At 72.9% G+C, this 20,390-nt stretch carries 17 protein-coding genes; 5 read left to right on the forward strand and 12 right to left on the reverse strand.

Annotation, left to right across the window (positions count from 1 at the left end; translation table 11 throughout):
• Nucleotides 1–104 precede the first annotated feature (104 nt).
• Genes AAH991_RS08070 through AAH991_RS08080 form a run of 3 tightly spaced genes read left to right on the forward strand, consistent with a single transcriptional unit; the run spans nt 105 to nt 2,592 of the window.
• Nucleotides 105–767, forward strand: coding sequence for an SDR family NAD(P)-dependent oxidoreductase (locus AAH991_RS08070; protein ID WP_346225112.1), 663 nt, complete (start codon nt 105–107; stop codon nt 765–767).
• A complete protein-coding gene (locus tag AAH991_RS08075) occupies nt 764–1,963 on the forward strand; it encodes an S-adenosylmethionine:tRNA ribosyltransferase-isomerase (protein ID WP_346225113.1) in 1,200 nt (399 codons plus the stop codon). The genes AAH991_RS08070 and AAH991_RS08075 overlap by 4 nt, the downstream gene beginning before the upstream one ends.
• Nucleotides 1,964–2,004: 41 nt before the next feature.
• Nucleotides 2,005–2,592 carry a hypothetical protein gene (locus AAH991_RS08080; RefSeq protein WP_346225114.1) on the forward strand — a complete coding sequence of 196 codons (588 nt, stop codon included), beginning with the start codon at nt 2,005–2,007 and terminating at the stop codon, nt 2,590–2,592.
• Nucleotides 2,593–2,784: 192 nt separating this feature from the next.
• Here the strand turns inward: AAH991_RS08080 and AAH991_RS08085 are convergent, their stop codons facing one another.
• Both AAH991_RS08085 and AAH991_RS08090 read right to left on the reverse strand, forming a co-directional pair.
• Nucleotides 2,785–3,726 (reverse strand): lysophospholipid acyltransferase family protein, encoded by a 942-nt coding sequence (locus AAH991_RS08085; RefSeq protein WP_346225115.1) that lies wholly within the window; start codon nt 3,724–3,726, stop codon nt 2,785–2,787.
• Nucleotides 3,723–4,457 (reverse strand): GNAT family N-acetyltransferase, encoded by a 735-nt coding sequence (locus tag AAH991_RS08090; RefSeq protein ID WP_346225116.1) that lies wholly within the window; start codon nt 4,455–4,457, stop codon nt 3,723–3,725. The genes AAH991_RS08085 and AAH991_RS08090 overlap by 4 nt, the downstream gene beginning before the upstream one ends.
• Nucleotides 4,458–4,646: 189 nt before the next feature.
• Between AAH991_RS08090 and serB the strand changes: the two genes are divergently transcribed.
• Nucleotides 4,647–5,870: a phosphoserine phosphatase SerB gene (gene serB / locus AAH991_RS08095; RefSeq protein ID WP_346225117.1), complete on the forward strand. Its 1,224-nt coding sequence runs from the start codon at nt 4,647–4,649 to the stop codon at nt 5,868–5,870.
• A 61-nt stretch (nt 5,871–5,931) separates the two neighbouring features.
• Here serB and AAH991_RS08100 read toward each other — a convergent pair whose 3' ends face one another.
• From AAH991_RS08100 to AAH991_RS08120, 5 genes are all read right to left on the reverse strand, one after another.
• Nucleotides 5,932–8,046, reverse strand: coding sequence for an FUSC family protein (locus AAH991_RS08100; RefSeq protein WP_346225118.1), 2,115 nt, complete (start codon nt 8,044–8,046; stop codon nt 5,932–5,934).
• Between the two features lie 51 nt (nt 8,047–8,097).
• Nucleotides 8,098–8,559 carry a SixA phosphatase family protein gene (locus AAH991_RS08105; protein ID WP_346225119.1) on the reverse strand — a complete coding sequence of 154 codons (462 nt, stop codon included), beginning with the start codon at nt 8,557–8,559 and terminating at the stop codon, nt 8,098–8,100.
• 168 nt (nt 8,560–8,727) lie between these two features.
• Nucleotides 8,728–11,067, reverse strand: a complete 2,340-nt coding sequence (locus AAH991_RS08110; protein ID WP_346225120.1) for a sodium-translocating pyrophosphatase — start codon at nt 11,065–11,067, stop codon at nt 8,728–8,730.
• Nucleotides 11,068–11,495: 428 nt separating this feature from the next.
• Nucleotides 11,496–11,924 (reverse strand): ATP-binding protein, encoded by a 429-nt coding sequence (locus AAH991_RS08115; protein WP_346225121.1) that lies wholly within the window; start codon nt 11,922–11,924, stop codon nt 11,496–11,498.
• A 19-nt stretch (nt 11,925–11,943) separates the two neighbouring features.
• Nucleotides 11,944–12,294: an STAS domain-containing protein gene (locus tag AAH991_RS08120; protein WP_030506779.1), complete on the reverse strand. Its 351-nt coding sequence runs from the start codon at nt 12,292–12,294 to the stop codon at nt 11,944–11,946.
• A 404-nt stretch (nt 12,295–12,698) separates the two neighbouring features.
• Between AAH991_RS08120 and AAH991_RS08125 the strand changes: the two genes are divergently transcribed.
• Nucleotides 12,699–15,197: a DEAD/DEAH box helicase gene (locus AAH991_RS08125; RefSeq protein ID WP_346225122.1), complete on the forward strand. Its 2,499-nt coding sequence runs from the start codon at nt 12,699–12,701 to the stop codon at nt 15,195–15,197.
• Nucleotides 15,198–15,282: 85 nt separating this feature from the next.
• Here the strand turns inward: AAH991_RS08125 and AAH991_RS08130 are convergent, their stop codons facing one another.
• The 5 genes from AAH991_RS08130 to AAH991_RS08150 form a co-directional block, all read right to left on the reverse strand.
• Nucleotides 15,283–17,466, reverse strand: coding sequence for a hypothetical protein (locus AAH991_RS08130; protein ID WP_346225123.1), 2,184 nt, complete (start codon nt 17,464–17,466; stop codon nt 15,283–15,285).
• A 265-nt stretch (nt 17,467–17,731) separates the two neighbouring features.
• Nucleotides 17,732–18,118: an Rv3654c family TadE-like protein gene (locus AAH991_RS08135; protein ID WP_346225124.1), complete on the reverse strand. Its 387-nt coding sequence runs from the start codon at nt 18,116–18,118 to the stop codon at nt 17,732–17,734.
• A gap of 152 nt (nt 18,119–18,270) precedes the next feature.
• A complete protein-coding gene (locus AAH991_RS08140; protein WP_346225125.1) occupies nt 18,271–18,684 on the reverse strand; it encodes a TadE family type IV pilus minor pilin in 414 nt (137 codons plus the stop codon).
• An 80-nt stretch (nt 18,685–18,764) separates the two neighbouring features.
• On the reverse strand, nt 18,765–19,376 hold the full coding sequence (locus tag AAH991_RS08145) for a DUF4244 domain-containing protein (protein ID WP_346225126.1): 612 nt from the start codon (nt 19,374–19,376) through the stop codon (nt 18,765–18,767).
• A 233-nt stretch (nt 19,377–19,609) separates the two neighbouring features.
• Nucleotides 19,610–20,368: a type II secretion system F family protein gene (locus AAH991_RS08150; RefSeq protein ID WP_346225127.1), complete on the reverse strand. Its 759-nt coding sequence runs from the start codon at nt 20,366–20,368 to the stop codon at nt 19,610–19,612.
• Nucleotides 20,369–20,390 lie beyond the last annotated feature (22 nt).

The following is a 20,390-nucleotide window of genomic DNA, read 5'->3' on the forward strand; positions in this document are numbered from 1 at the left end:
ATCGGGCGTCCCGCGTCGGCCACGGGTCCTAGTCCCAAATGCCGAGCGGCGGCCGGACCTCCGTCCGATGTGTGCCTGACGTGCCGATTTCTAGCGTGAAACGCATGAAGCACGCACTCATCACCGGAGCGTCGCGAGGGCTGGGACTCGCTCTCGCCAAGGCGCTCGCCGACGACGGCTGGTCGCTCCTGCTCACCGCCCGGGGCGAGGAGGACCTGATGTCCGCGGCCTTCGACCTCGGCGCCCGCGCCATTCCGGGCGACGTCGCCGACCCGGCCCACGTGGCCAGGCTCGCCGAGGCCGTGCCCGAGCTCGACCTCCTGGTCAACAACGCGAGCGGGCTCGGGCCCGCCCCGATGCCCAGGCTCGCCGACTACCCGCTGGACGCGCTGCGCGCGCTGTTCGAGACCAACGTGATCGCGCCGCTCGCGCTGGCGCAGGCGACGCTGCCCGCGCTGCGCAAGCGGCGGGGCGCGATCCTCAACGTCTCGTCCGACGCCGCCGTCGAGGCGTACGAGGGCTGGGGCGGCTACGGCGCGACCAAGGCCGCCCTCGACCAGGTCTCCCACGTCCTCTCCGCCGAGGAGCCCGACGTCGCGGTCTGGTGGGTGGACCCCGGCGAGATGCGCACCCGCATGCTGGCCGACGCCGTCGGCGCGGAGGAGGCCGGGGCCGCGCCGCCGCCCGAGAGCGTGGTCCCGGCGCTGCTGCGCCTCGTGCGCAGCCGCCCCGCGCCCGGCCGCTTCACCCGGGGAGAGCTGGAATGACCGCCCCCGGCCCCCACACCGCCCGCCGGGGCGAGGCCGCCCCCCACGCCGCCCGCCGGGGCGAGGCCGGCCCCGGCCCTTACACCGCCGCCCCGAGCGGGGCCGAAGCCCCGGCGAGCGAGGCCGGCCCGGCGCCCGCGGGGACCGAAGCCCTCCCCCGAGGAATCCGGCCGTACGGGCCGGGGGGATCGCTCGAGTTCGCGCTGACGGCGCCGCTGCAGGCGCACGAGCCGCCCGAGGCCCGCGGGCTGCGCCGCGACGAGGTCAGGCTGCTGGTGTCCCACCGGGACACCGGCGAGGTCACCCACCACGTCTTCGCCGACCTGCCGTCGCTGCTGTCCCCCGGCGACCTGCTGGTGGTCAACAACTCCGCCACCCTGCCCGCGGCGGTGCGGCTCGACCGCCTCGCCGTCCACTTCTCCGGCCGGCTCGCGTCCGGCGAGTGGCTGGTCGAGCTGCGCCGCCGTACGGCGACGGCGACCGAGCCCTACTCCGGCGCCGCGCCCGGAGAGTGGCTGCCGTTGCCGGGAGGCGCCACGCTGCGCCTGCTGGCGCAGGAGACGCCGCGCCTGTGGCGCGCCCGGCTCGACCGCGACGTGCTCTCCTACCTCGCCGCGTACGGCGTGCCCATCCGGTACGGCTACGTGGGGCGCGACTGGCCGCTCGCCGACTACCAGACGGTCTTCGGGGTCGAGCCGGGCAGCGCGGAGATGCCGAGCGCGGGCCGGCCGTTCACCCCGGAGCTCGTCACCGCCCTGGTCAGCCGGGGGATCGGCGTCGTGCCGATCACGCTGCACACCGGGGTCGCGTCTCCGGAGAAGGACGAACCGCCCTATCCCGAGTGGTTCTCCGTCTCGTCGCGGACGGCACGGCAGGTGAACATCACCCGCGAGCACGGGGGCCGGGTGATCGCCGTCGGCACGACCGTCGTACGGGCTCTGGAGACCGCCGCCCTCGACGCCGCCGTCCCGGGGACGGTGCGGGCCGCGACGGGCTGGACCTCCCACGTCGTCACGCCCGAGGGAGGCGTGCGAGCCGTGGACGGCCTGGTCACGGGGCTGCACGAGCCCCGCTCCAGCCACCTGATGATGCTGTCGGCGATCACCGGGACCGGCGTCCTGGCCCGCGCGTACGAGGCGGCGATCGACGAGGGCTACCTCTGGCACGAGTTCGGCGACGGCCATCTCATCTTGTGATACGTGATCGAACCGTGATCTCGATCGTCAAGGCTTTCCGCATGCGTACCCCCATCGGCAAGCCGATCGCGCTGCTCGCCGTGCCACTGGCCGCGGGCGCGCTGGTCGCCTCAGGCGCGCCCGCCTCCGCCGCGTCGTCCGCGTCCACCGCGACCACGGCGGTCACCGCGTCAACGGCGTCCACGGCGTCCACCTCGGCCAAGGCGGCGTCGGCGCCCGTCCGCATCCAGGTCAGCTATCCCTACGGCGTCCGTCGCGGACGCGTGGTGTCCTTCAAGGTCACGCTCGTCAACAAGCTCAAGACGAAGACCGACGAGATCTTCCTCGCGGTCAAGTTCCCCAAGAACGTCACCAAGACCCGGATCTACGTCCCGCGCGGCACCAACTACCACGAGCACTGCACCCGGGAGCGGACCCGCGCGCTGTGCGTGCTGCCCGGTCTGAAGAAGGGCAGGAGCTACACGTTCTGGGCGAAGGCCCAGGTGAGCGGGTCGGCCAGCGGCAAGCTCTACGGCTACTTCGGCGGCGCGGTCACCGACACGTCGCTGAACACCGACCCGAGGGAGCTGCTCAGCGAGTTCGGCGACAGCATCGGCTGGGTCAAGACGAAGAGCTCGATCACCCGCTGACCCCCGCGCGACGCGGAAAGTCCCCCGTCCATGGCGCCCGCCCGGCCTCGCCGGGCGGGCGCGTACCGTTTCCGGGCCTGGCCGGGCGGGCCCGAGCCGTTTCCGGCGTCCCACGGCGGGCGCGGGCGGTTTCCCGGCGTCCTAGGGCGGGCGTGGGCCGTTTCCGGGCCTCGCCGGGCCACGGGTGCCGTCTCAGGCCGCCAGAGCCTGCCCCTCGGGTTCCGTGAGCCCGGTCCTCGTGAGCCCGGTCCTGACCTGAGCCTCGGTGATGCGCGCCAGCGCCGCACGGGCCTCCCCCCGCCGAACCCGCCCGCCGTACGCGGCCGGGCGGTCGAGCCGTACGGCGGGGAAGAGCGTCACCTCCGCGACGAGGCCCCGGGTCGCGACGATCCGCAGGACGGACGCGAGCAGCGTGTCGTCCCCGACGTACGACGGCCGGGTGGACAGGGTGGCGCGGACGCCCGTCTCCTCCACGAACCGCAGCGCCACCGGCCGTACGGGCACCCCCGCGTCGAGCGCCGCCTGGAACACCGCGGGCCGGAAGCTGCCCATCTCCCGTCCGCACCACGTGGTGCCCTCCGGGAACGCGGCCACGCTCTCACCGCTCCGCAGCGCGGCGGTCATGTCCGCGACGACCCCCGGCAGGGCGGACAGCCTGTCCCTGTCGATGAACAGCGCGCCGCACCCGGCGGCGAGCGTGCGGACGATCGGCCACCTGCCCACCTCCACCTTGGCCAGCGGGCGGCAGGCGACGGTCGCGGTGATGACCAGGGGATCGAGCCAGGAGACGTGGTTGCCGACGAGCAGGGCGGGCCCGTCCTCCCCGGGCACGGCCCGGGCCCGTGCCGACCCCCCGATGAAGGAGAACCCCCGGCGCGTCACGAGCCGCACGCCGAGGGCCCGCAGCAGCAGCCGCGACCACAGCATGGTGACCGCCCCGCGCCGTGCCGTACGCCCCAGCGTGAGCGCGATCGGCAGGCCGGCGATCAGCACGGCGACCGCGCCCGTCAGGCGGGCGGCCCGGCGCAGGGGGCCGGCCGTACGCGCCTGCGCGCGCAGGCAGGCGCCGGGCGCACAGGGAGAGACGGGCAGCCAGGCGGAGGAGGCCGCGGGCCGGTGCGTGACGGCGCTCACCGCGACTGCCCCAGGAAGCGCCGCAGGTAGCGGGGATCGGCGTCGGCCACCGAGAGCAGCACGAAGAAGTCGGCGGTGCCGAAGTCCGGGTCGTGGGCGGGGGCGCCGCAGATCCACGCGCCGAGACGGAGGTAGCCGCGCAGCAGCGGCGGCAGCACGAACCGGTCGGAACGCGGCACCCCCGCGTCGCGCCAGGGCGTGCGCGGCGTCACGCGGTGCTCCCCGGGCCCCAGCGGCACCCGGTCGACGATCCCGGCCGCGACCGCGCCGCCGTCGTCCAGGGGCACCGAGCAGCAGCCCGCCAGCCAGGCGTGCCCGCGGCTGGTCATGTACCGGGCGATCCCGGCCCACATCAGGGCGACGACCGCCCCGCCGCGGTGGTCCGGGTGCACGCACGTACGCCCGGCCTCGACCAGGTCGCCGCGCAGACCGTCGAGCGCGCCGAGGTCGAACTCCGAGTCGGAGTAGAGCCGGTCGCTGCGGCGGGGCGGCAGCAGCCGGTAGGTGCCGACCACCGTGTCCCCCTCGCGCACGAGGAGGTGGTCGCAGTACGCGTCGAGCGGCTCCACGTCGAGCCCGTTCAGCGGGGAGTCGAGCCGGGCCCCCATCTCCCCGGCGAACACCTCGTACCGCAGGCGCTGGGCGGCGCGCAGGTCGGCGGCGCTCTCGGCGAGCCCGACGGTGTAGCGGCCGGAGCCAAGGGAGTGCTGGGACTGCAGAGAGATCGTCATGCGCGTCGCGTCCTTCCTCGGGGGGTGCCGGCCACGGTGAGGCGTCCCGTCTCTCCCGGCCCGCTCCGCGGCCCACCACCATGACGACATGCGGAAATGACAGCGGTCCCTCAGTGCGGGGGCATGAAGGCGTCCGCATCGTGAACCTCGTGCGCGCACATGACAAGCGGCGCAGTAACCTCAAACAACGTGAACCAGCGCACGCTCCTGATCACGCTGACCGGTCCGGATCGCCCGGGCGTCACCTCGCGGCTGTTCGCCGTGCTGGCCGGGTTCCCGGTCGTCGTGGCCGACGTGGAGCAGGTCGTCATCCGTGGCCGCCTCACTCTGGGCGTCCTCGTCGCCTACGCCGGGGGACCGCCGACCGGCACCGGAAGCACCATCGGCGGTCTGTGGACGGCCGTCGAGCAGGTCGCCGCCGACCTCGACATGGACCTGGAGATCGCCACCGGCACGACCTCCAAGGAGAAGCGACGGCGCGGACGGCTGCACGTCACCGTCCTGGGCGCGCCGTTGCTGCCCGCCGCCATGGCCGGCATCGCCGGCCGCATCGCGGCGAGCGGCGCCAACATCGACAGGATCGAACGGCTGTCGAGCTATCCGGTGACGTGCATCGAGCTCGCCGTGTCCGGTGCCGACCCCCAGGCGATGCGGGCGGAACTCGCCGCCGAGGCGGCGGCCCAGCAGGTGGACGTGGCCGTGCAGCGCACCGGCCTGCACCGCCGCGCCAAGCGCCTCATCGTGATGGACGTCGACTCGACCCTGATCCAGAACGAGGTCATCGAGCTGCTGGCGCGGCACGCCGGCTGCCTCGACGAGGTCGCCCGGGTCACCGACGAGGCCATGCGGGGCGAGCTCGACTTCGCCGAGTCGCTGGTCAGGCGGGTCGCGCTGCTCGAAGGGCTGTCGGAGGAGGTCTTCGAGAAGGTCGCCAAGGAGGTCGTCCTCACCCCCGGCGCGCGCACGCTGGTGCGCACCCTCAAGCGGCTGGACTACCGCTTCGCGATCGTCAGCGGCGGCTTCACCCAGATCACCGACTCCCTCGTGGCCGACCTCGGCATCGACTACTCGGCCGCCAACACCCTGGAGGTCGTGGACGGCCGGCTCACCGGCCGGGTGGTCGGTGAGATCGTGGACCGGCCGGGCAAGGCCCGCGCGCTGGAGCGCTTCGCCGCCGAGGCGGGCATTCCGCTGAGCCAGACCGTCGCGATCGGCGACGGCGCGAACGACCTCGACATGTTCGCCGCCGCCGGGCTCGGCATCGCCTTCAACGCCAAGCCGATCGTGCGGCAGGCCGCCGACACCGCGGTCAACGTGCCGTACCTCGACTCGATCCTCTACCTGCTCGGCATCTCCCGCGAGGAGGTCGAGGCCGCCGACGCCGAGGACGGCATGCCGCCCGCCCTGACCTGACGGGTGCCGCCCGTCCCGACGGCGGGACCACGGAGCATGCGTCCTTTCGGCGAGGCGCCCGTCACGACGGCGGGGTCGCGAACGCGCCGGCCGACGCCGCGCACAGCCGTACGGCGTCGGCGTCCAGCGAGCGCAGCGCCTGGTCGACCGCGGCGGTGCGCAGCAGCGCCCGCCCCGAACCCGGCTCGCTCGCGGGCGTCCGCGAGCCCGGCCCGGTCGCGCCCGTCTCCAGTTCCGTGAGCCGGCGCTCGGCCTGGGCGCCGACCCGCGCGGCGTCGTCCGCGAGCCCCCGGCCCACGTCCGCCGCCGATTCCTCGTACGCCTCCCGCCCCCGTACGGCCTCCGCGGCGGCCCGCAGGTGTCCGGCCACGGCGTCCAGGACGTCGGGGACCGGCCCGGCGCCGGTCGGCTCGTCACGGAGCACCGAGATCAGCGTCAGGAGGTCGTCGCGGACCCGCTGGGCGGCCTCCAGCGCCTCGTCGACGGCGCCGGGGGCCGCGCCGCCGGGCTCCTTCGCGATGTAGTCGAGCGCCGCGGCCACCATCTCGGCGTCCACGGCGGCCTTCCTGATCCGCTCATCGGCCCGCTCGGCGCCGGCCCTCCCCCGGGCCAGTTGCGCGAGCGTCCGGGCGACCGCCGCGTGCGAGTCGAGCATGCGGCCGACCCGCTCGGCCAGCCGGTCCGTCTCCCCCCGCGGCCACAGCAGCCGCGTGCACGCGATGGCGATGACGCCGCCGACGACGGTCAGCACGACCCGCGACTCGGCGATCTTCTCGGTCTGCGGCACCTGGAAGTCGAGCAGCAGCAGCACGCACATCGTCATGAACGTCGCCCAGTAGGCGTGGTGCGTCGGAGCCAGGCCGAACGCCAGCGCGGCCGACACCCCGATCAGCGCGACCAGCGGCCAATGACCGGGCGCGGCGTGCAGGATCGCGGCCGAGACCAGCCCGCCGGCCGTGCTGCCGCCCACCCGCCACCACACCCTGGCGCGCGTCTCCCCGTACGTCGGCTGGATGGTGACCAGCACCGCGATCACCAGCCAGTGCGGGAACGCGGGCTTGAACAGCACGATGACGATCGAGGCGAAGGCGGTGCCGAGCAGGACCCGCAGGGCGTGCCGCACGCGCGGGTCGTCGAAGGCGAGCGGCGGCGGAACCGCCAGGGTGGCCAGATCGAGGCCGGGCGCGCACAGGCGGCGGGCCGCCTCGGCGGAGCCGTCGAGCGCCGCCCGGATCCGCCCGGCGCTGTGCGCGATCTGCCGCAGGAGGACGAGCACGACCATCTCGCGCTCGCCGCCGGCGCCCCGCTCACGCAGCCGGTCCACCCGGTCGCCGAAATCCACGACCGGCATCTGCTCGGGCGGGCACTCGGCCAGGTAGGCCCGCAGGGACGCGGACAGCGAGGCCACGAGGTCGCTCAGCCCCACCTCGCCGGCCGCGCCCGGCGCACGCCGCGCCAGTGTGTCGCACAACCCCCGAAGCGCGATGATCTCGTGGAACACCCGGCGCAGCGCGAACGCGACGTCCTCGGCCGCCCGCGACCGCTCCCACCGCAGGCGGCGGGCGCGGGCCGTACGGATCTCGGCGATCGCGTCGGAGGCCGTCCTGCGGCGCTCGTCCCACTCGTCCTGGCCCACCGCGGGGTCGGCCACCGCCTCGGCCAGCCCGGCCAGGGTGTCGGCCGTCTCGCCCAGCATCGTCGCGATCGGACGGGTGCGCCGCCACCGCCAGGGCAGCGTGAGCAGGACGGCGGCCAGCACACCGCCGAGCAGTTGCAGGCCCGTGTGCGGCGCGGGGTCGAGCGGCAGCGGATTGGCCGCGGTCAGCAGCAGCGTGAGCGCCGGGGTGACGCCGATCGGGCGCACCAGGCCGCCCAGCCCGGCCAGGGCCGAGGCGACGGCGACCATGAGCCAGCTGCTGCCCGCCAGCAGAACTCCCAGCGACGTCCCCACACCGACCGACAGCACGACCCCGAGCATGTACGGCGTGCGCACGCCCGCGGGGTTCGCGATGGCCCGCCCCGCGACCAGCCAGGCGCCGAGACCGACGGTCGCGCCGCCCGCCGGGTGACCGGTGAGCAGGCCCGTGAGCAGCGGGATCCCCAGGCAGGCGGCCCCGGTCAGGCCGAAACCGAGCGCGAGACGCGGATCCTCCAGCCTCGGCGCCCTGGCGAGCACGACGTTCTTGAGCGGCAGGCGGTTCTTCCTACCCGGATTCCCCGGGCACTATCAGGGCCGGCCCGTCCGGACCAGGCGTCCGGTGCCGGGAGCGGCGTCCTCCCACGGCACGTCCAGCTCGATCACGGCGTACGCGCCGGGCGGGAAGCCGTCGAGCCTGACGTCCGTCAGGGTGGCGACGAGCTCGTGCACGCCCGGGTTGTGGCCGACGAGCACGACCGACGCGATCTCGCCGTCCGTACGGCGCAGCACGCCGAGCAGGTCGTCCGGGTACGCCTCGTAGATGTCGCGTTCGACCTCGACGGGGGCGTCGAGGCCGAGCAGCTCGGCGGTCCTGCGGGTGCGCAGCGACGGCGAACACAGGACGAGCCCGGGCGCGAGCGGTCTGATCTCCTCCCCGGCCGCCCGGGCGTCCCGCTCGCCGCCGGAGGTCAGCGGACGTTCGCTGTCCGGGAGTCCGGGCGCGTGGCCGGCCTTGGCATGCCTGACCACGACGAGCGTCCGGACGCTCATGGCATGGCCCAGATGGCGAGGCCCACGATCACGGCGATCATCGCCGCCATGGTCAGCAGGATCAGCGCCAGCGTCCTGCCCCCGTTCGGCTTGTCCATAAGTGCTCAGTGTATGGAGAAGGTCCCCCGCTCCAGGAGCAGGGGACCTTCCGGCCGCGCGGGTGCCGCGTCAGTGGGCGACGGGCTCCGTGGCGCGGGAGGCCTGGTCGGCCTCGCCGGTCGGGGCGATGCCCGAGGCACGGCGCTTGGAGACGACCACGGCGCCGACGACGACCGCCACGGCGACGACCGTCGCGGTGACGCGGACCGCGACGTTGTCGGCGTACGCGACGACGGCCGGGGCGATCAGCAGCGCGACCAGGTTCATCACCTTGATCAGCGGGTTGATGGCCGGACCGGCGGTGTCCTTGAAGGGGTCGCCGACGGTGTCGCCGATCACGGTGGCGGCGTGCGCCTCCGAGCCCTTGCCGCCGTGGTGGCCGTCCTCGACGAGCTTCTTGGCGTTGTCCCAGGCGCCGCCGGAGTTGGCGAGGAACACCGCCATCAGCGTGCCCGCCGCGATGGCGCCGGCCAGGTAGGCGCCGAGCGGCGCGTAGCCGAGCGCGAAGCCGACCGCGATCGGGGTCAGCACGGCGAGCAGGCCGGGGGTCGCGAGCTCGCGCAGCGAGTCGCGGGTGCAGATGTCGACCACACGGCCGTAGTCCGGCGTCTCGGTGCCGTCCATGATCCCCGGCTTGGTGCGGAACTGCTCGCGCACCTCGTACACGACCCGGCCCGCCGCGCGGCCGACGGCACTGATCGCGAGGCCGGAGAAGAGGAACACCACGGCCGCGCCGACGATGAGGCCGACCAGCGCGTTCGGGGCGTCCACCGACAGGCTGAAGTTCGCGAACGACCCGAGTGCGTCCTTCACGCCCTGCGAGGCCTTGGCGAGCTCGCTCTCGACCGCGGTGCGGAACGAGCCGAACAGCGCGGTCGCCGCGAGCACGGCGGTCGCGATCGCGATGCCCTTGGTGATGGCCTTGGTGGTGTTGCCGACCGCGTCCAGGGAGGTGAGCACGCGGGCGCCCTCGCCCTCGACGTCGCCCGACATCTCGGCGATGCCCTGGGCGTTGTCGGAGACCGGGCCGAAGGTGTCCATCGACACGATCACGCCGACCGTGGTCAGCAGGCCGGTGCCGGCGAGGGCCACGGCGAACAGCGCCACGGTCACGTTGCCGAAGCCGAGCAGGAAGGCGCCGTAGACCGCGCCGCCGATCAGCAGCGCCGAGTAGACCGCGGACTCCAGGCCGACCGAGATGCCGGACAGGATCACGGTGGCGGGGCCGGTGAGCGAGCTCTCGCCGATCTCCCGGACCGGGCGCCGGTTGGTCTCGGTGAAGTAGCCGGTGAGGATCTGGATGGCGCTGGCCAGGACCAGGCCGACGAGCACCGCGCCGATGGCGATCAGGCGCGGGTCGGCGGTGAGCGCGGCGACGTCCGCGGACGCGCCGGACAGCTGGGCGAAGCTCGACGGGAGGTACGCGAACGCCGCGACGGCCACCAGCACGGCGGAGATGGCGGCGGAGATGAAGAAGCCGCGGTTGATGGCGGCCATGCCGGAACGGTCCCGCCCGCGCGGCGCGGTGGTGAAGATGCCGATGACCGCGGTGATCACACCGATCATCGGGACGATCAGCGGGAAGACCAGGCCCTCGGTGCCGAAGGCGGCCTTGCCCAGGATCAGGCTCGCGACCAGGGTGACGGCGTACGACTCGAACAGGTCGGCCGCCATGCCGGCGCAGTCGCCGACGTTGTCACCGACGTTGTCGGCGATGGTGGCGGCGTTGCGCGGGTCGTCCTCGGGGATGCCCTGCTCGACCTTGCCCACCAGGTCGGCGCCGACGTCGGCGGCCTTGGTGAAGATGCCGCCGCCGACACGCATGAACATCGCGAGCAGCGCGGCGCCGAAGCCGAACCCTTCGAGGACGTTCGGCGCGTCGCCCTTGTAGACGAGCACGACGATCGCGGCGCCCAGCAGGCCGAGGCCGACCGTGAACATGCCGGCGACGCCGCCCGTGCGGAACGCGATGCGCATCGCGGTCTTCTCGCCCGACTCACGGGCGGCGGACGCGACGCGGACGTTTCCGCGTACGGCGAGCCACATTCCGATGAAACCCGTCAGCGCGGAGAACACCGCGCCGACGACGAAGAAGACCGACCGGCCGATTCTCTCGCCGGTCGAACCGGCCGGAAGAAGCAGCAGCAGGAACGGAATGATGACGACGAATATCGCGAGCGTCCGGAACTGCCGCGCGAGATAGGCGGCGGCGCCCTGTTGCACGGCCCTCGCGATGTTCTGCATTCGCTCGGTGCCCTGCCCCGCGGCGAGCACCTCGCGCACCAGTCCGCCCGCGACGGCCAGAGCGAGCAGCGCCACGACGGCGACGACTATGACAAGGGTGAGATGGGAACCGTTCAGAGCTACCGCTGCGCCTTCGTCAGCGGCAGCGGCGTGATAGGCAGACATCCGTCCTCCTCGGCCAGACGGGTTTCGGTCCTCCTGCCCGGGCGGCGCTGAACGAACCCACTGGCCGTGCGGCGCACTTCCGGGCGGTTGGCAAGTGCCGCTTCCGGTTGCATCCGCAATACCTTGGCCGGTGCCGGGAGTCTACGCAGCGATGCCGCGGATATGAAGGCCCTCACGCCCCGCAATCGGGGCGGCGCCCGGTAATGGACGAACATTTGCACCGCTATCAAGGTGCTTTGACCAGCGGAGTCAGGACCATGGCGGCGGAGGTCGCCCGGGTTACGGCACTCCCCGATATCAGGTTTCGGACATCCGATATTTGGGTGGGCATAGCAAAAGATCGAGTGTCACGCCGGGGGCGACACTCGATCTGTCCGGGTCTTCGAAGGCCCGCGGGGGCCTCCGAGATCCGCCGGAGGTGCCGGCGGTCAGAGGGCGGCGACGCCGTTGGCAGACGCGGGCCAGCTCATGCGGATGCGCATGCCCTTCGGCCCGGGAAGCACCTCGACGTCGTCGGCCAGCCCCGCGATGACCGCGATGCCCAGATTGTCGATCTCGGGCACGAGGTTGCCGCTCGCCTCCAGCACCTGGGGCGTCACATCCTCGCTCGGGGCGGCGTCGGTGACCGTCACCTCGAAACGCCCCGCGTCATCGCGTAACTCGATGCGTACCGGCTCCCCCGGGCAGTGGAGGCGGTGCGCCTCCACAGCCCGCGAGCACGCCTCTCCGACGGCGAGCCGCACCTCGTCCAAGATCGCCTCCGCCACTCCCGTACGCCGGGCGATGGCCGTGGCGACCAGCCGGGCCGTACGCACGTGGGCGGGCAGAGCGCTGAACGTCAGCTCGACGGTGGCCATGTTGCTGAATCCCCGGCCGTCACTTGTCCCGGCCGTGGGCTTCCTTGGCCTCCTCGACCGAGGCGTAGATCCCGAAGACCTTCGTCAAGCCGGTGATGCGGAAGATCTTCAGAATGCGCTCCTGCGTGCAGACGAGCTCCAGGGAGCCGTCGTGCGCCCGCACCCGCTTGAGGCCGCCGACCAGCACGCCAAGGCCCGTCGAGTCAAGGAAGTCCACCTTCTCCATGTTGACGAGCAGGTGGAAGTTGCCCTTGTTGACCAGGTCGATCAGCAGCTCACGCAGTCTGGGCGCGGTGTAGACGTCGATCTCACCCTCGACATCGACGATGGTGAGATTGTCCTCGGAATGGTGGTCCAACTTCAGATCCACAGATCCTCCAGCGCCTTACTTGCGTAGGTCTCGATACAGGTCATGCATCCTGGTAGTCCAGAGGGCACGACCCGATGCGCGGCATTCAACCACGCTACGACTCCGTGTCTATACGAAATCACGACTCCGGGCGACTCTCCCCGCAGATGCCAAACTGGAAACCAGTGACTCCGACTTCTTCGTCCTCTGCCCGAACAGGCGACCTTCTCACCCGTCTGCTCGCGGTTCCCGCACGCCGTGGGCGCGTGACTCATGTGGAGCATGTTCCAGCACGTCAGGCGAGTGCGGCGAGATGGCCGGAATGGGCCCCTGAGCTGCTGGTCTCGCGACTGCGCCTGCAGGGGGTCACCGGCCTGTGGGAACACCAGCTTGAGGCCGCCGAGCTGGTTAAACGTGGCCAAAACGTGATCATTGCCACAGGGACCGCGTCCGGAAAATCGCTGGCCTACCTGGTCCCGGCCGTCGCGGAGATCTTCACCGGCGGGACGGTGCTGTACCTCACCCCGACCAAGGCGCTCGCCGCCGACCAGCTCAGAGCGGTGCGGAAGCTGCGGCTGACGCAGGTGCGCGCGGCGACGTACGACGGGGACACGCCGTACGAGGAACGCCGGTGGATCCGCCAGAACGCCAACTACGTGCTGACCAACCCGGACATGCTGCACAGGTCGATTCTGCCTCGCCACTCGTCGTGGTCGTCCTTCTGGCGGCGGCTGCGCCTGGTGGTCGTCGACGAGTGCCACGGCTACCGGGGGGTCTTCGGGTCCCACGTCGCCCAGATCCTGCGCCGGCTGCGTCGGGTCTGCGCCAGGTATGGCTCCTCCCCCGTGTTCCTGCTGGCGTCGGCCACCGCCAGCGACCCCGCGGCCGCGGGAATGCGCCTGACCGGCCTTGAGATGGCCGAGGTGACCACGGACGCCTCCCCCAGGGGTTCGACCACCTTCGCGCTGTGGGAGCCGCCTCTGACCGATTTACGCGGGGAGAGCGGGGCCCCGGTCCGCCGCACCGCCACGGCCGAGGCGGCCGACCTCCTGGCGGACCTGGTGATCGAGGATGTGCGCACTCTCGCGTTCGTCCGCTCCCGCCGCGCCGCCGAGACCGTGGCCCTCACCGCCCGCCGCACGCTGGAGGAGGTCGAGGCCCTCCTCGACGCGGGACCCGCGCCGTACGACGGAGACACCGGGGACCTGTCGGACGAGACGAGCGGCCCGAACGTCGGCGGGCCGCACGGAACGGCTGCCGGGGGAATCCTCGGAGAGACCTCCGGCGGAGCTCCCGGCGAGCGGTCGGGCGAGGCTCTCGGTGGAGCTCTCGGTGGAGCTCTCGGTGGAGCTCTCGGTGGAGCTCTCGGTGGAGCTCTCGGTGGGTCTTCCGGCGAAGCCCTGGGCGGTCCTTCCGGCGGAGTCCCCGGTGAGTTTTCCGGCGGAGATCTCGGCGGTCCTTCCGGCGGAGTCCCCGGTGAGTTTTCCGGCATAGCGCTGGACGGAGCGCGCGGGCCGTCTCCCGCGGAGGCCGCCGAGAGCGCGGACCCGCCCGCGACCGACGCGGGAGGCCGTACCGGTCGTGAGAGAAGCCGGCTGGCGGATCGGGTGGCGGCTTACCGCGCCGGCTACCTGGCCGACGACCGGCGGGTGCTCGAGAAGGCCCTTCGATCGGGCGAGCTGACCTGCCTGGCCACCACCAACGCGCTCGAACTCGGCGTCGACGTCTCGGGGCTCGACGCGGTCCTGATCGCCGGGTGGCCCGGCACCCGCGCCTCCCTGTGGCAGCAGGCGGGCCGGGCCGGTCGCGCGGGCCAGGACGCGCTGGCCGTGCTGATCGCCCGCGACGACCCGCTGGACACCTACATCGTCCATCACCCGGAGGCCGTGTTCGGACGGCCGGTGGAGGCCATCGTCCTCGATCCCGACAACCCGTACGTGCTGGCACCCCACCTGTGCGCGGCCGCCGCGGAGATCCCGCTGACCGAGGACGATTTGGAGATCTTCGGCCCGGCGGCGCGGGACGCGCTCGACGACCTCGTGAGCCGCGGACTGCTGCGCAGACGGCCCACCGGGTGGTTCTGGACCAGCCGCGACCACGCTGCCGACCTGGCGGACATCCGCGGATCGGGCGGCGCGCCGGTCCAGGTCGTCGAGGCGGCGACCGGCTGCCTGCTGGGCACGGTCGACGAGCCCTCGGCGCACACCATGGTCCATCCGGGAGCCGTCTACCTGCACCAGAGCGAGACGTTCGTGGTCGACGTGCTCGATCTGGACGCGGGGGTCGCCCTGGTCACGGCCGCCGAACCGGACTACGCGACCTTCGCGCGGGACGTCACCGACATCCGGGTGATGGAGTCGCTGCGTTCGCGGCCCTTCGGGCCCGGCACCCTCCACTTCGGCTCGGTGGAGGTCACCCGCCAGGTCGTCTCGTATCTCAAACGGCGCACCCAGACCGGCGAGGTCGTCGGCGAGGAGCCGCTCGATCTGCCGCCGCGCACGCTGTGCACACGCGCGGTGTGGTGGACCCTGCCCGCGCCCGCTCTCGCCTGCCTCGCGCAGCCGGGGGCCGCGGTGGATCTCGGCGGGGCAGCCCACGCGGCCGAACACGCCTCGATCGGCCTGCTGCCGCTGTTCGCGACCTGCGACCGCTGGGACATCGGAGGGGTGTCCACCGAGCTCCATCCCGACACGGGCCTGCTCACGGTCTTCGTCTACGACGGCCACGACGGCGGCGCGGGCTTCGCCGAGCGCGGGTACAGCCGGGCGTCGGACTGGCTGACCGCGACGCGGGAGGCGATCGCCTCGTGTGAATGCGAGCGCGGCTGCCCGTCCTGCATCCAGTCGCCCAAGTGCGGCAACGGCAACGAACCCCTCGACAAGGCCGGGGCGATCCGCCTCCTGGACATCCTCCTGGACACCTGAGCGGGGGTGCGTCAGGACAGGCCTCGGCGGATGCTCCCGCTTCCCACGTGGCCGGGAGGGGGGCAGGAACAGGGACTGGCGACCGTCAGAGGTCGCGGTGGCTGCCCGAGTAGGAGCTGTCGTCGTCCTCCGTCCAGACGTCCGGTTCGGGCTGGCGGAGAGGCCGTTCCGGCATCTGGCCGCTGACCGCCGCGCCCGCGGGCACCGCCGGCGCCGGGACCACCGGCATCTGGCCGGGCCGCCCGTCCGCGGACAGCGGCACGTGGGCGGGGGCCGCCTGCCCGGCACCGCCCAGCGAGGCCGTCAGCGGAGGAAGCGATGCCAGCCGGTCCAGTCCGGACCGCACAGGCGGTTCGCCTTCGGCGAGGACGCGCGATGCCGGAAGGTCCTCGGACAGCCGTGCGGGGAGAACCACGTCCGCTGCGGCGGAGTCCGCGGGAGCACCGTTCGTCGAAGTGACGGTGGGTGCGGGATCACCGGCCTGATGAATGCCGGAAGCCGCGCCGTCAGCGTGGTGCGTGCCGGAAGCGGGATCACCGGTCTGGTGGGTGCCGGAAGCGGGGCCACCGGCCTGATGAATGCCGGAAGCCGCGCCGTCGGCCTGACGGGTGCCGATGGCGAGGCCGTCGGCCTGGGGACTGCCCGAAGCGGGGCCGTCGGCCTGGGGATTGCCCGAAGCGGGGCCGTCGGAAGCCGGTTCGCCGAGGCTGAACGTGCCGACGCCGGTGGGGAGAAGATCGACCCCGGCGGCGGAGTGGGCGCCGTCGGCCGGGGCGCCGGAGGTCCGGTCCCCGGCTGCGGGAGAGGTCGAAGTCGCCTCGGCCGCGGCTGGTTCGTCGCCGATGACCTCGGTGATGGCCTCCTGCTGGTCCTGCCGGGGAACAAGGTGGGCCGACTCCTGATCGGACAGCGTGGCCCACTGTTCCGAGTCGATGCCCGTGCCCGGCATCGTGCTCTCGGTCGTGGCGGCGACGTCGCCCGTTCCGGCGCCGGTGTCGATCTCCGTCTCCGGATGGTCTGCGCGGGCCTTGGGCCTGGCCAGGATGACGGAGGGACGTCGTACCGGTGTGGTCCCCCGGGCCTTCGCCGCGGCACCGCCGAGCATGGCCGCGCCACCGACCACCGTGGCGGCCTCCGGCGAGGCGCCCGTCTCCCCGGTCGTCCGCTGTGCCCCCGAACCTCCGGGCTGTCCGTTGCCCGCGGTGTCCCCGGTCAAGCCCTTGCGCCGCAGCCAGGCGCCCAGGTTCGCGCCCGTGAGCAGCAGGACGACGGCGAGCGCGACGTACACGCCGAAGTTGAGCCCGTCGAGCGGCAGGAAGGATGACTGGGCCGTCATCTTCGGATCGCCGGTCTTCTCCGGGACGACCACGGGCTCGGTCTGGTCACTGCCGCCGTTCGCCTCCGGCAGCGTGAGCTCGGTGTCCTTCGGCAGTTCCGTGTCCTTGGGCAGCGTGGTGTCCGTGGGCAGTGCCGGTTCCGGCTTCGGCACCGCGGTGGGCTGATGCGCCTTCGGGGTCTTGGCGACGGGCGGCTTGGCCGCCGACTGGTCCGGCTTCTTCGACGGTGTCGGCGAGGGGCTCGGGGAAGCCTTCGGAGCGGGAACGGGCACGGCAGGGGCCGAGGAGCGCTGAGAACCGACCGTGCCGCCGAGGCCGTCCGACCGGAACGCCCGGACGGAGACGTCCACCTTCTGCCCGCCCAGACCGGCCGGGAGCGCGAGGCTCGCCTGACAGGTCGAGCCCGAGCAGGCGGAGTCGGCGGAGACGGAGCCGGACTTGCCGGCCTTGACCGAGGTGATCTCGTAGGACTGGAGATCCGGTTCTGCGCCCTTCGCCCAGCTGACCTGAATCGTCGAGGAGTCCTTGAGCTGCGCCTCGACCCCGGACGGCGCCTCCGGCGGACGGCTGAGCACGAAGGTCGAGGTGGCGTAGGTCTTGTGCGTGACCTCCCCGAACAGGCTGACCGTGAACATGCCGTTGGGGGCATCACCGGGGTCGAAGGAGCCGCTGATCGTCTGGTTCGCGCCCCCGGCAGCGATCTTCTGCCGGGACACGGACGGGCCCTCGACGTACAGGGACATGCTGACCTGGTACCAGTCCGTCTTCGCGGACACGGTCACCGGCCGCGACGACTTGAGGACCTCCCCGTCCCCGGGCGACAGGATCTCGGCATCGGCCGCGTACGCCGGTGCGGCACCGACCACCAGCGCGGATGCCAGAGCCGCCGAAACGATCACCGCCGTTGTGCCCAGCCTGCGAACCCTGGTCACGACGCATCCCTTCGTGGAGAACCGTCCGCCCCCGGCCGCCTCCGCCGATGCGTAGGGCGACTGAGAGTACGCGGCACTTTATGCCAACCGTCCGCTCTTGGACCGTATGTCTAAGAAGTCGTGATTCTATTGCGACACAAGTGGTGCGGTATTACGGAAGCTCCAAAAAGCCTTTCTTGCTGGTGGCGTCTCACCTCGACTCGACGACTGCGGGCGGGACGGTGGCTCCGACGACGGCCCTCGCCGTGCGGTAATGATCCGCCCCTCACGCCGCCGCACCGACCGGACCGGCCTTGGCGGAAGCGACGGCCGTCGCGGGACCGAGGAGGGGGACCGCGAAGCGCACCGTCACCGTGACATCGGCGACGCCGTCCGACAGCGCGCACGACCGCAACGACGCACCGTTGACCGTCGTGATCGCCTTCGCGCGATCACACGCCTCGTCCGGCGTCGCCAGGGCCACGCGGGCGGCCCCGAGCGCGCCGAGGTCGGCCGCGCTCTGCGCCCGGTGCCGCGCCACACGGGCCACGCCCACCTGGACGACGACCATCGCCACCGTCCAGACGGCGGTCATGAGCGCGATCGTCCAGATGGTCGCCGAGCCGCGCTCCCGTGGGCGGCGGGTCCCGTTCTCCAAGGTCCGAGATCTCATTCGCCTGCCTCAATGTCCGCGACAATGTCCGCGACGATTCCGTCGTCCACGCGTCCTCGCTGTCCGAGCGATCCGCCACGCGCGCTCCTCCGGCCGGAGGCAGTCCGCACCTGCACGCACCCCCGGCACAGGGACCGGCCGATGCGCGCCCCTCATTCGTGTTCGCCCGGCTCCGGGGAGGCGAGGTCTCCCGTGCGGCTCGGAGACCGGGCCGGCTCCGCAGCCGTCGAGAGCGGCGCAAGGACGCCGGGTTCGGTGGCGGAGACGGCGGCGGCGCGGAGGCGAACCGGCGGGAGCGGCGACCTGAACGGCGGCCTGATAGTGGCGATGACCTCCACCCGGGTGGTGTCGGCTCCCGTGCGAATGGACACCGTGGCGCCCTCGGGAGCCAACCGCAGGACCACCGTCCTCACCTCCTCGGCGGCCTCGCCCCGTGCCGCGGCGCGTGCACCGGCCCGCGCCGCGTCGACGCATCGCAGTTGAGCACCCGTGATCGTCACCGCCCACAGAGCGGCCGACAGCACCAGCACGAGGGCCGGAAGGGCGACGGCGGTCTCCGCGGTCACCGAACCTCGATCTCGCCGATGCCACACGTCAGCCATGCGACGTCGCGGCACCCGGGCACGTCGGCGCACCACCGGTGGCCTCAGGCGGCCAGTTTCAGGGCCTTCTGAATGAGCGCGGCGAGCATGGACCTCACCTCGGCGCTCGTGACCACCTTCCAGAGCAGTGCGGCGAACCCGCAGGCGGCGATCGTGCCCACGGCGTACTCCGCGGTCGACATGCCCGCCTCGGCCCTCGTCCCCGCCTGAACCGTCCACTGGATGCTCAACTCCTGGGCACGGCACGAGAATCGGGCGGCGGCACGCCGCAGCGCGGCACACGTCCGCCGCAGGGGGTGGCCTCCCACCCGGAGGCCGGCGACCGCCCACCGTCCCAGGCGACCGAACGCCGCCCCTCGGCCCGACCACGTCGACGACCTCAAGCCCTGCGAGCCGCCCGCTCCTGCCCACCGGCAGGAGCGGGCGAACACGGAGCCGCGTCCGGAGCGGCTGGACAGCGCCCTTGCCACAGCACGCGCGAGCGCGGCCTTGCGCACGGCACGCGCGAGCGCCGTCCATCGCGCCGGACGCGCCCTGTGACGGCCCCCAGCGCCTCCGGCTCGCCGCCGGAGCAGGGTGCCCCTCGGGACGCCCGCCTCGGTGCCCGTCTGGGTGCCCGTCTGCTTCCTCCGGCCGGTCGCGGCGTGCTTGCTCATCGATCCTCCTGACCCGCTCGGGGCGGCCCGTCCGCCCACGCTGGGGCCAGGTTGCGGGATCGCGGACGGCAAAAATCGAGCCGAGCGCGATTCTGTGGACAAGAGCCCTGCGACGAGATTGTCCACAGCCGCCACGTCCTCGCCTGTGGATCATCAGCCTGGGATATGGGAGCTTGCAGGTCGTTCACCCCACTTGCTGTCCACAGGTGTGGATGACGTTGTCCACAGGTTGTTCACGGCAGGAGGATCTGCCCCGCCAGTCCTGCCACCATGGGAATGATCCCGAGGAAGACGAAGGCCGGCAGGAAGCAGAGCCCCAGCGGCGCGACGGCCTGCACGCCCACCCTTCGCGCCGCGGCCGAAGCGGTCGCCCGAGCCGTACGCCGGGCATCGTCGGCGAGCCGCGTGAGGACGTCGGCCACTGGTGCACCACTCTGCGCGGCCCGGATCATCGTCCTGGCCAAGGCGGCGAGCGCGGGCTCGTCGGCCAGGGCGGCCCAGGCCTCCTCCGGAGGAGCACCCAGGCGCATCTGAGCGCCGGCCCGCGAGAGGCGTTCGCCGACGGGACCCGCGATGGCGGCCGCGGTCGTTTCGACGGCCCCGCTCATCGGTTGCCCGGCCCGCAGACAGGCGACGATCAGGTCGACGGCGAACGGAAGGTCGGCCTCGACGCGTTCCCGGCGTCGCCTGACTTCGGCGGGCTCCCGCCTGCGCACGGCGACGAAAACGCCGACGGCCGTCGCCGTCCCCGCAAGCGCTCCCACCGGCCCTCCCACAAGGAGGAGGACCGCGAGTCCCACGGGCGCGGCGATGGCCGCTCCTCGGCGCGACGCGCTCGCGTCCACCGGCGTGTGGCCGGGCGGCCCCTGCGTCGGCGTCTGCGGGGACGGCGCCGACGACGCGATGGCGTTCAGGCGCGCGACCGGCGAACGGGCGACCGGCCAGGTCAGCACCGCCAGCGTGGTCAGGACCCCGGCCAGCACGGCGATCATGTCTCGAACCCCTTCCCGGCAC

It is taken from the genome of Microbispora sp. ZYX-F-249 (assembly GCF_039649665.1).
GTDB classification, from domain to species: domain Bacteria; phylum Actinomycetota; class Actinomycetes; order Streptosporangiales; family Streptosporangiaceae; genus Microbispora; species Microbispora maris.

Excerpts from the sequence above, each read along its gene's own strand:
- AAH991_RS08080 (WP_346225114.1), top strand. The coding sequence starts at position 2,005 with ATGCGTACCCCCATCGGCAAGCCGATCGCGCTGCTCGCCGTGCCACTG.
- AAH991_RS08145 (WP_346225126.1), bottom strand. The coding sequence starts at position 19,376 with ATGAGCAAGCACGCCGCGACCGGCCGGAGGAAGCAGACGGGCACCCAG.
- AAH991_RS08150 (WP_346225127.1), bottom strand. The coding sequence starts at position 20,368 with ATGATCGCCGTGCTGGCCGGGGTCCTGACCACGCTGGCGGTGCTGACC.
- AAH991_RS08110 (WP_346225120.1), bottom strand. The coding sequence starts at position 11,067 with ATGTCTGCCTATCACGCCGCTGCCGCTGACGAAGGCGCAGCGGTAGCT.
- AAH991_RS08115 (WP_346225121.1), bottom strand. The coding sequence starts at position 11,924 with ATGGCCACCGTCGAGCTGACGTTCAGCGCTCTGCCCGCCCACGTGCGT.
- AAH991_RS08135 (WP_346225124.1), bottom strand. The coding sequence starts at position 18,118 with ATGAGATCTCGGACCTTGGAGAACGGGACCCGCCGCCCACGGGAGCGC.
- AAH991_RS08105 (WP_346225119.1), bottom strand. The coding sequence starts at position 8,559 with ATGAGCGTCCGGACGCTCGTCGTGGTCAGGCATGCCAAGGCCGGCCAC.
- AAH991_RS08070 (WP_346225112.1), top strand. The coding sequence starts at position 105 with ATGAAGCACGCACTCATCACCGGAGCGTCGCGAGGGCTGGGACTCGCT.
- AAH991_RS08075 (WP_346225113.1), top strand. The coding sequence starts at position 764 with ATGACCGCCCCCGGCCCCCACACCGCCCGCCGGGGCGAGGCCGCCCCC.
- AAH991_RS08090 (WP_346225116.1), bottom strand. The coding sequence starts at position 4,457 with ATGACGATCTCTCTGCAGTCCCAGCACTCCCTTGGCTCCGGCCGCTAC.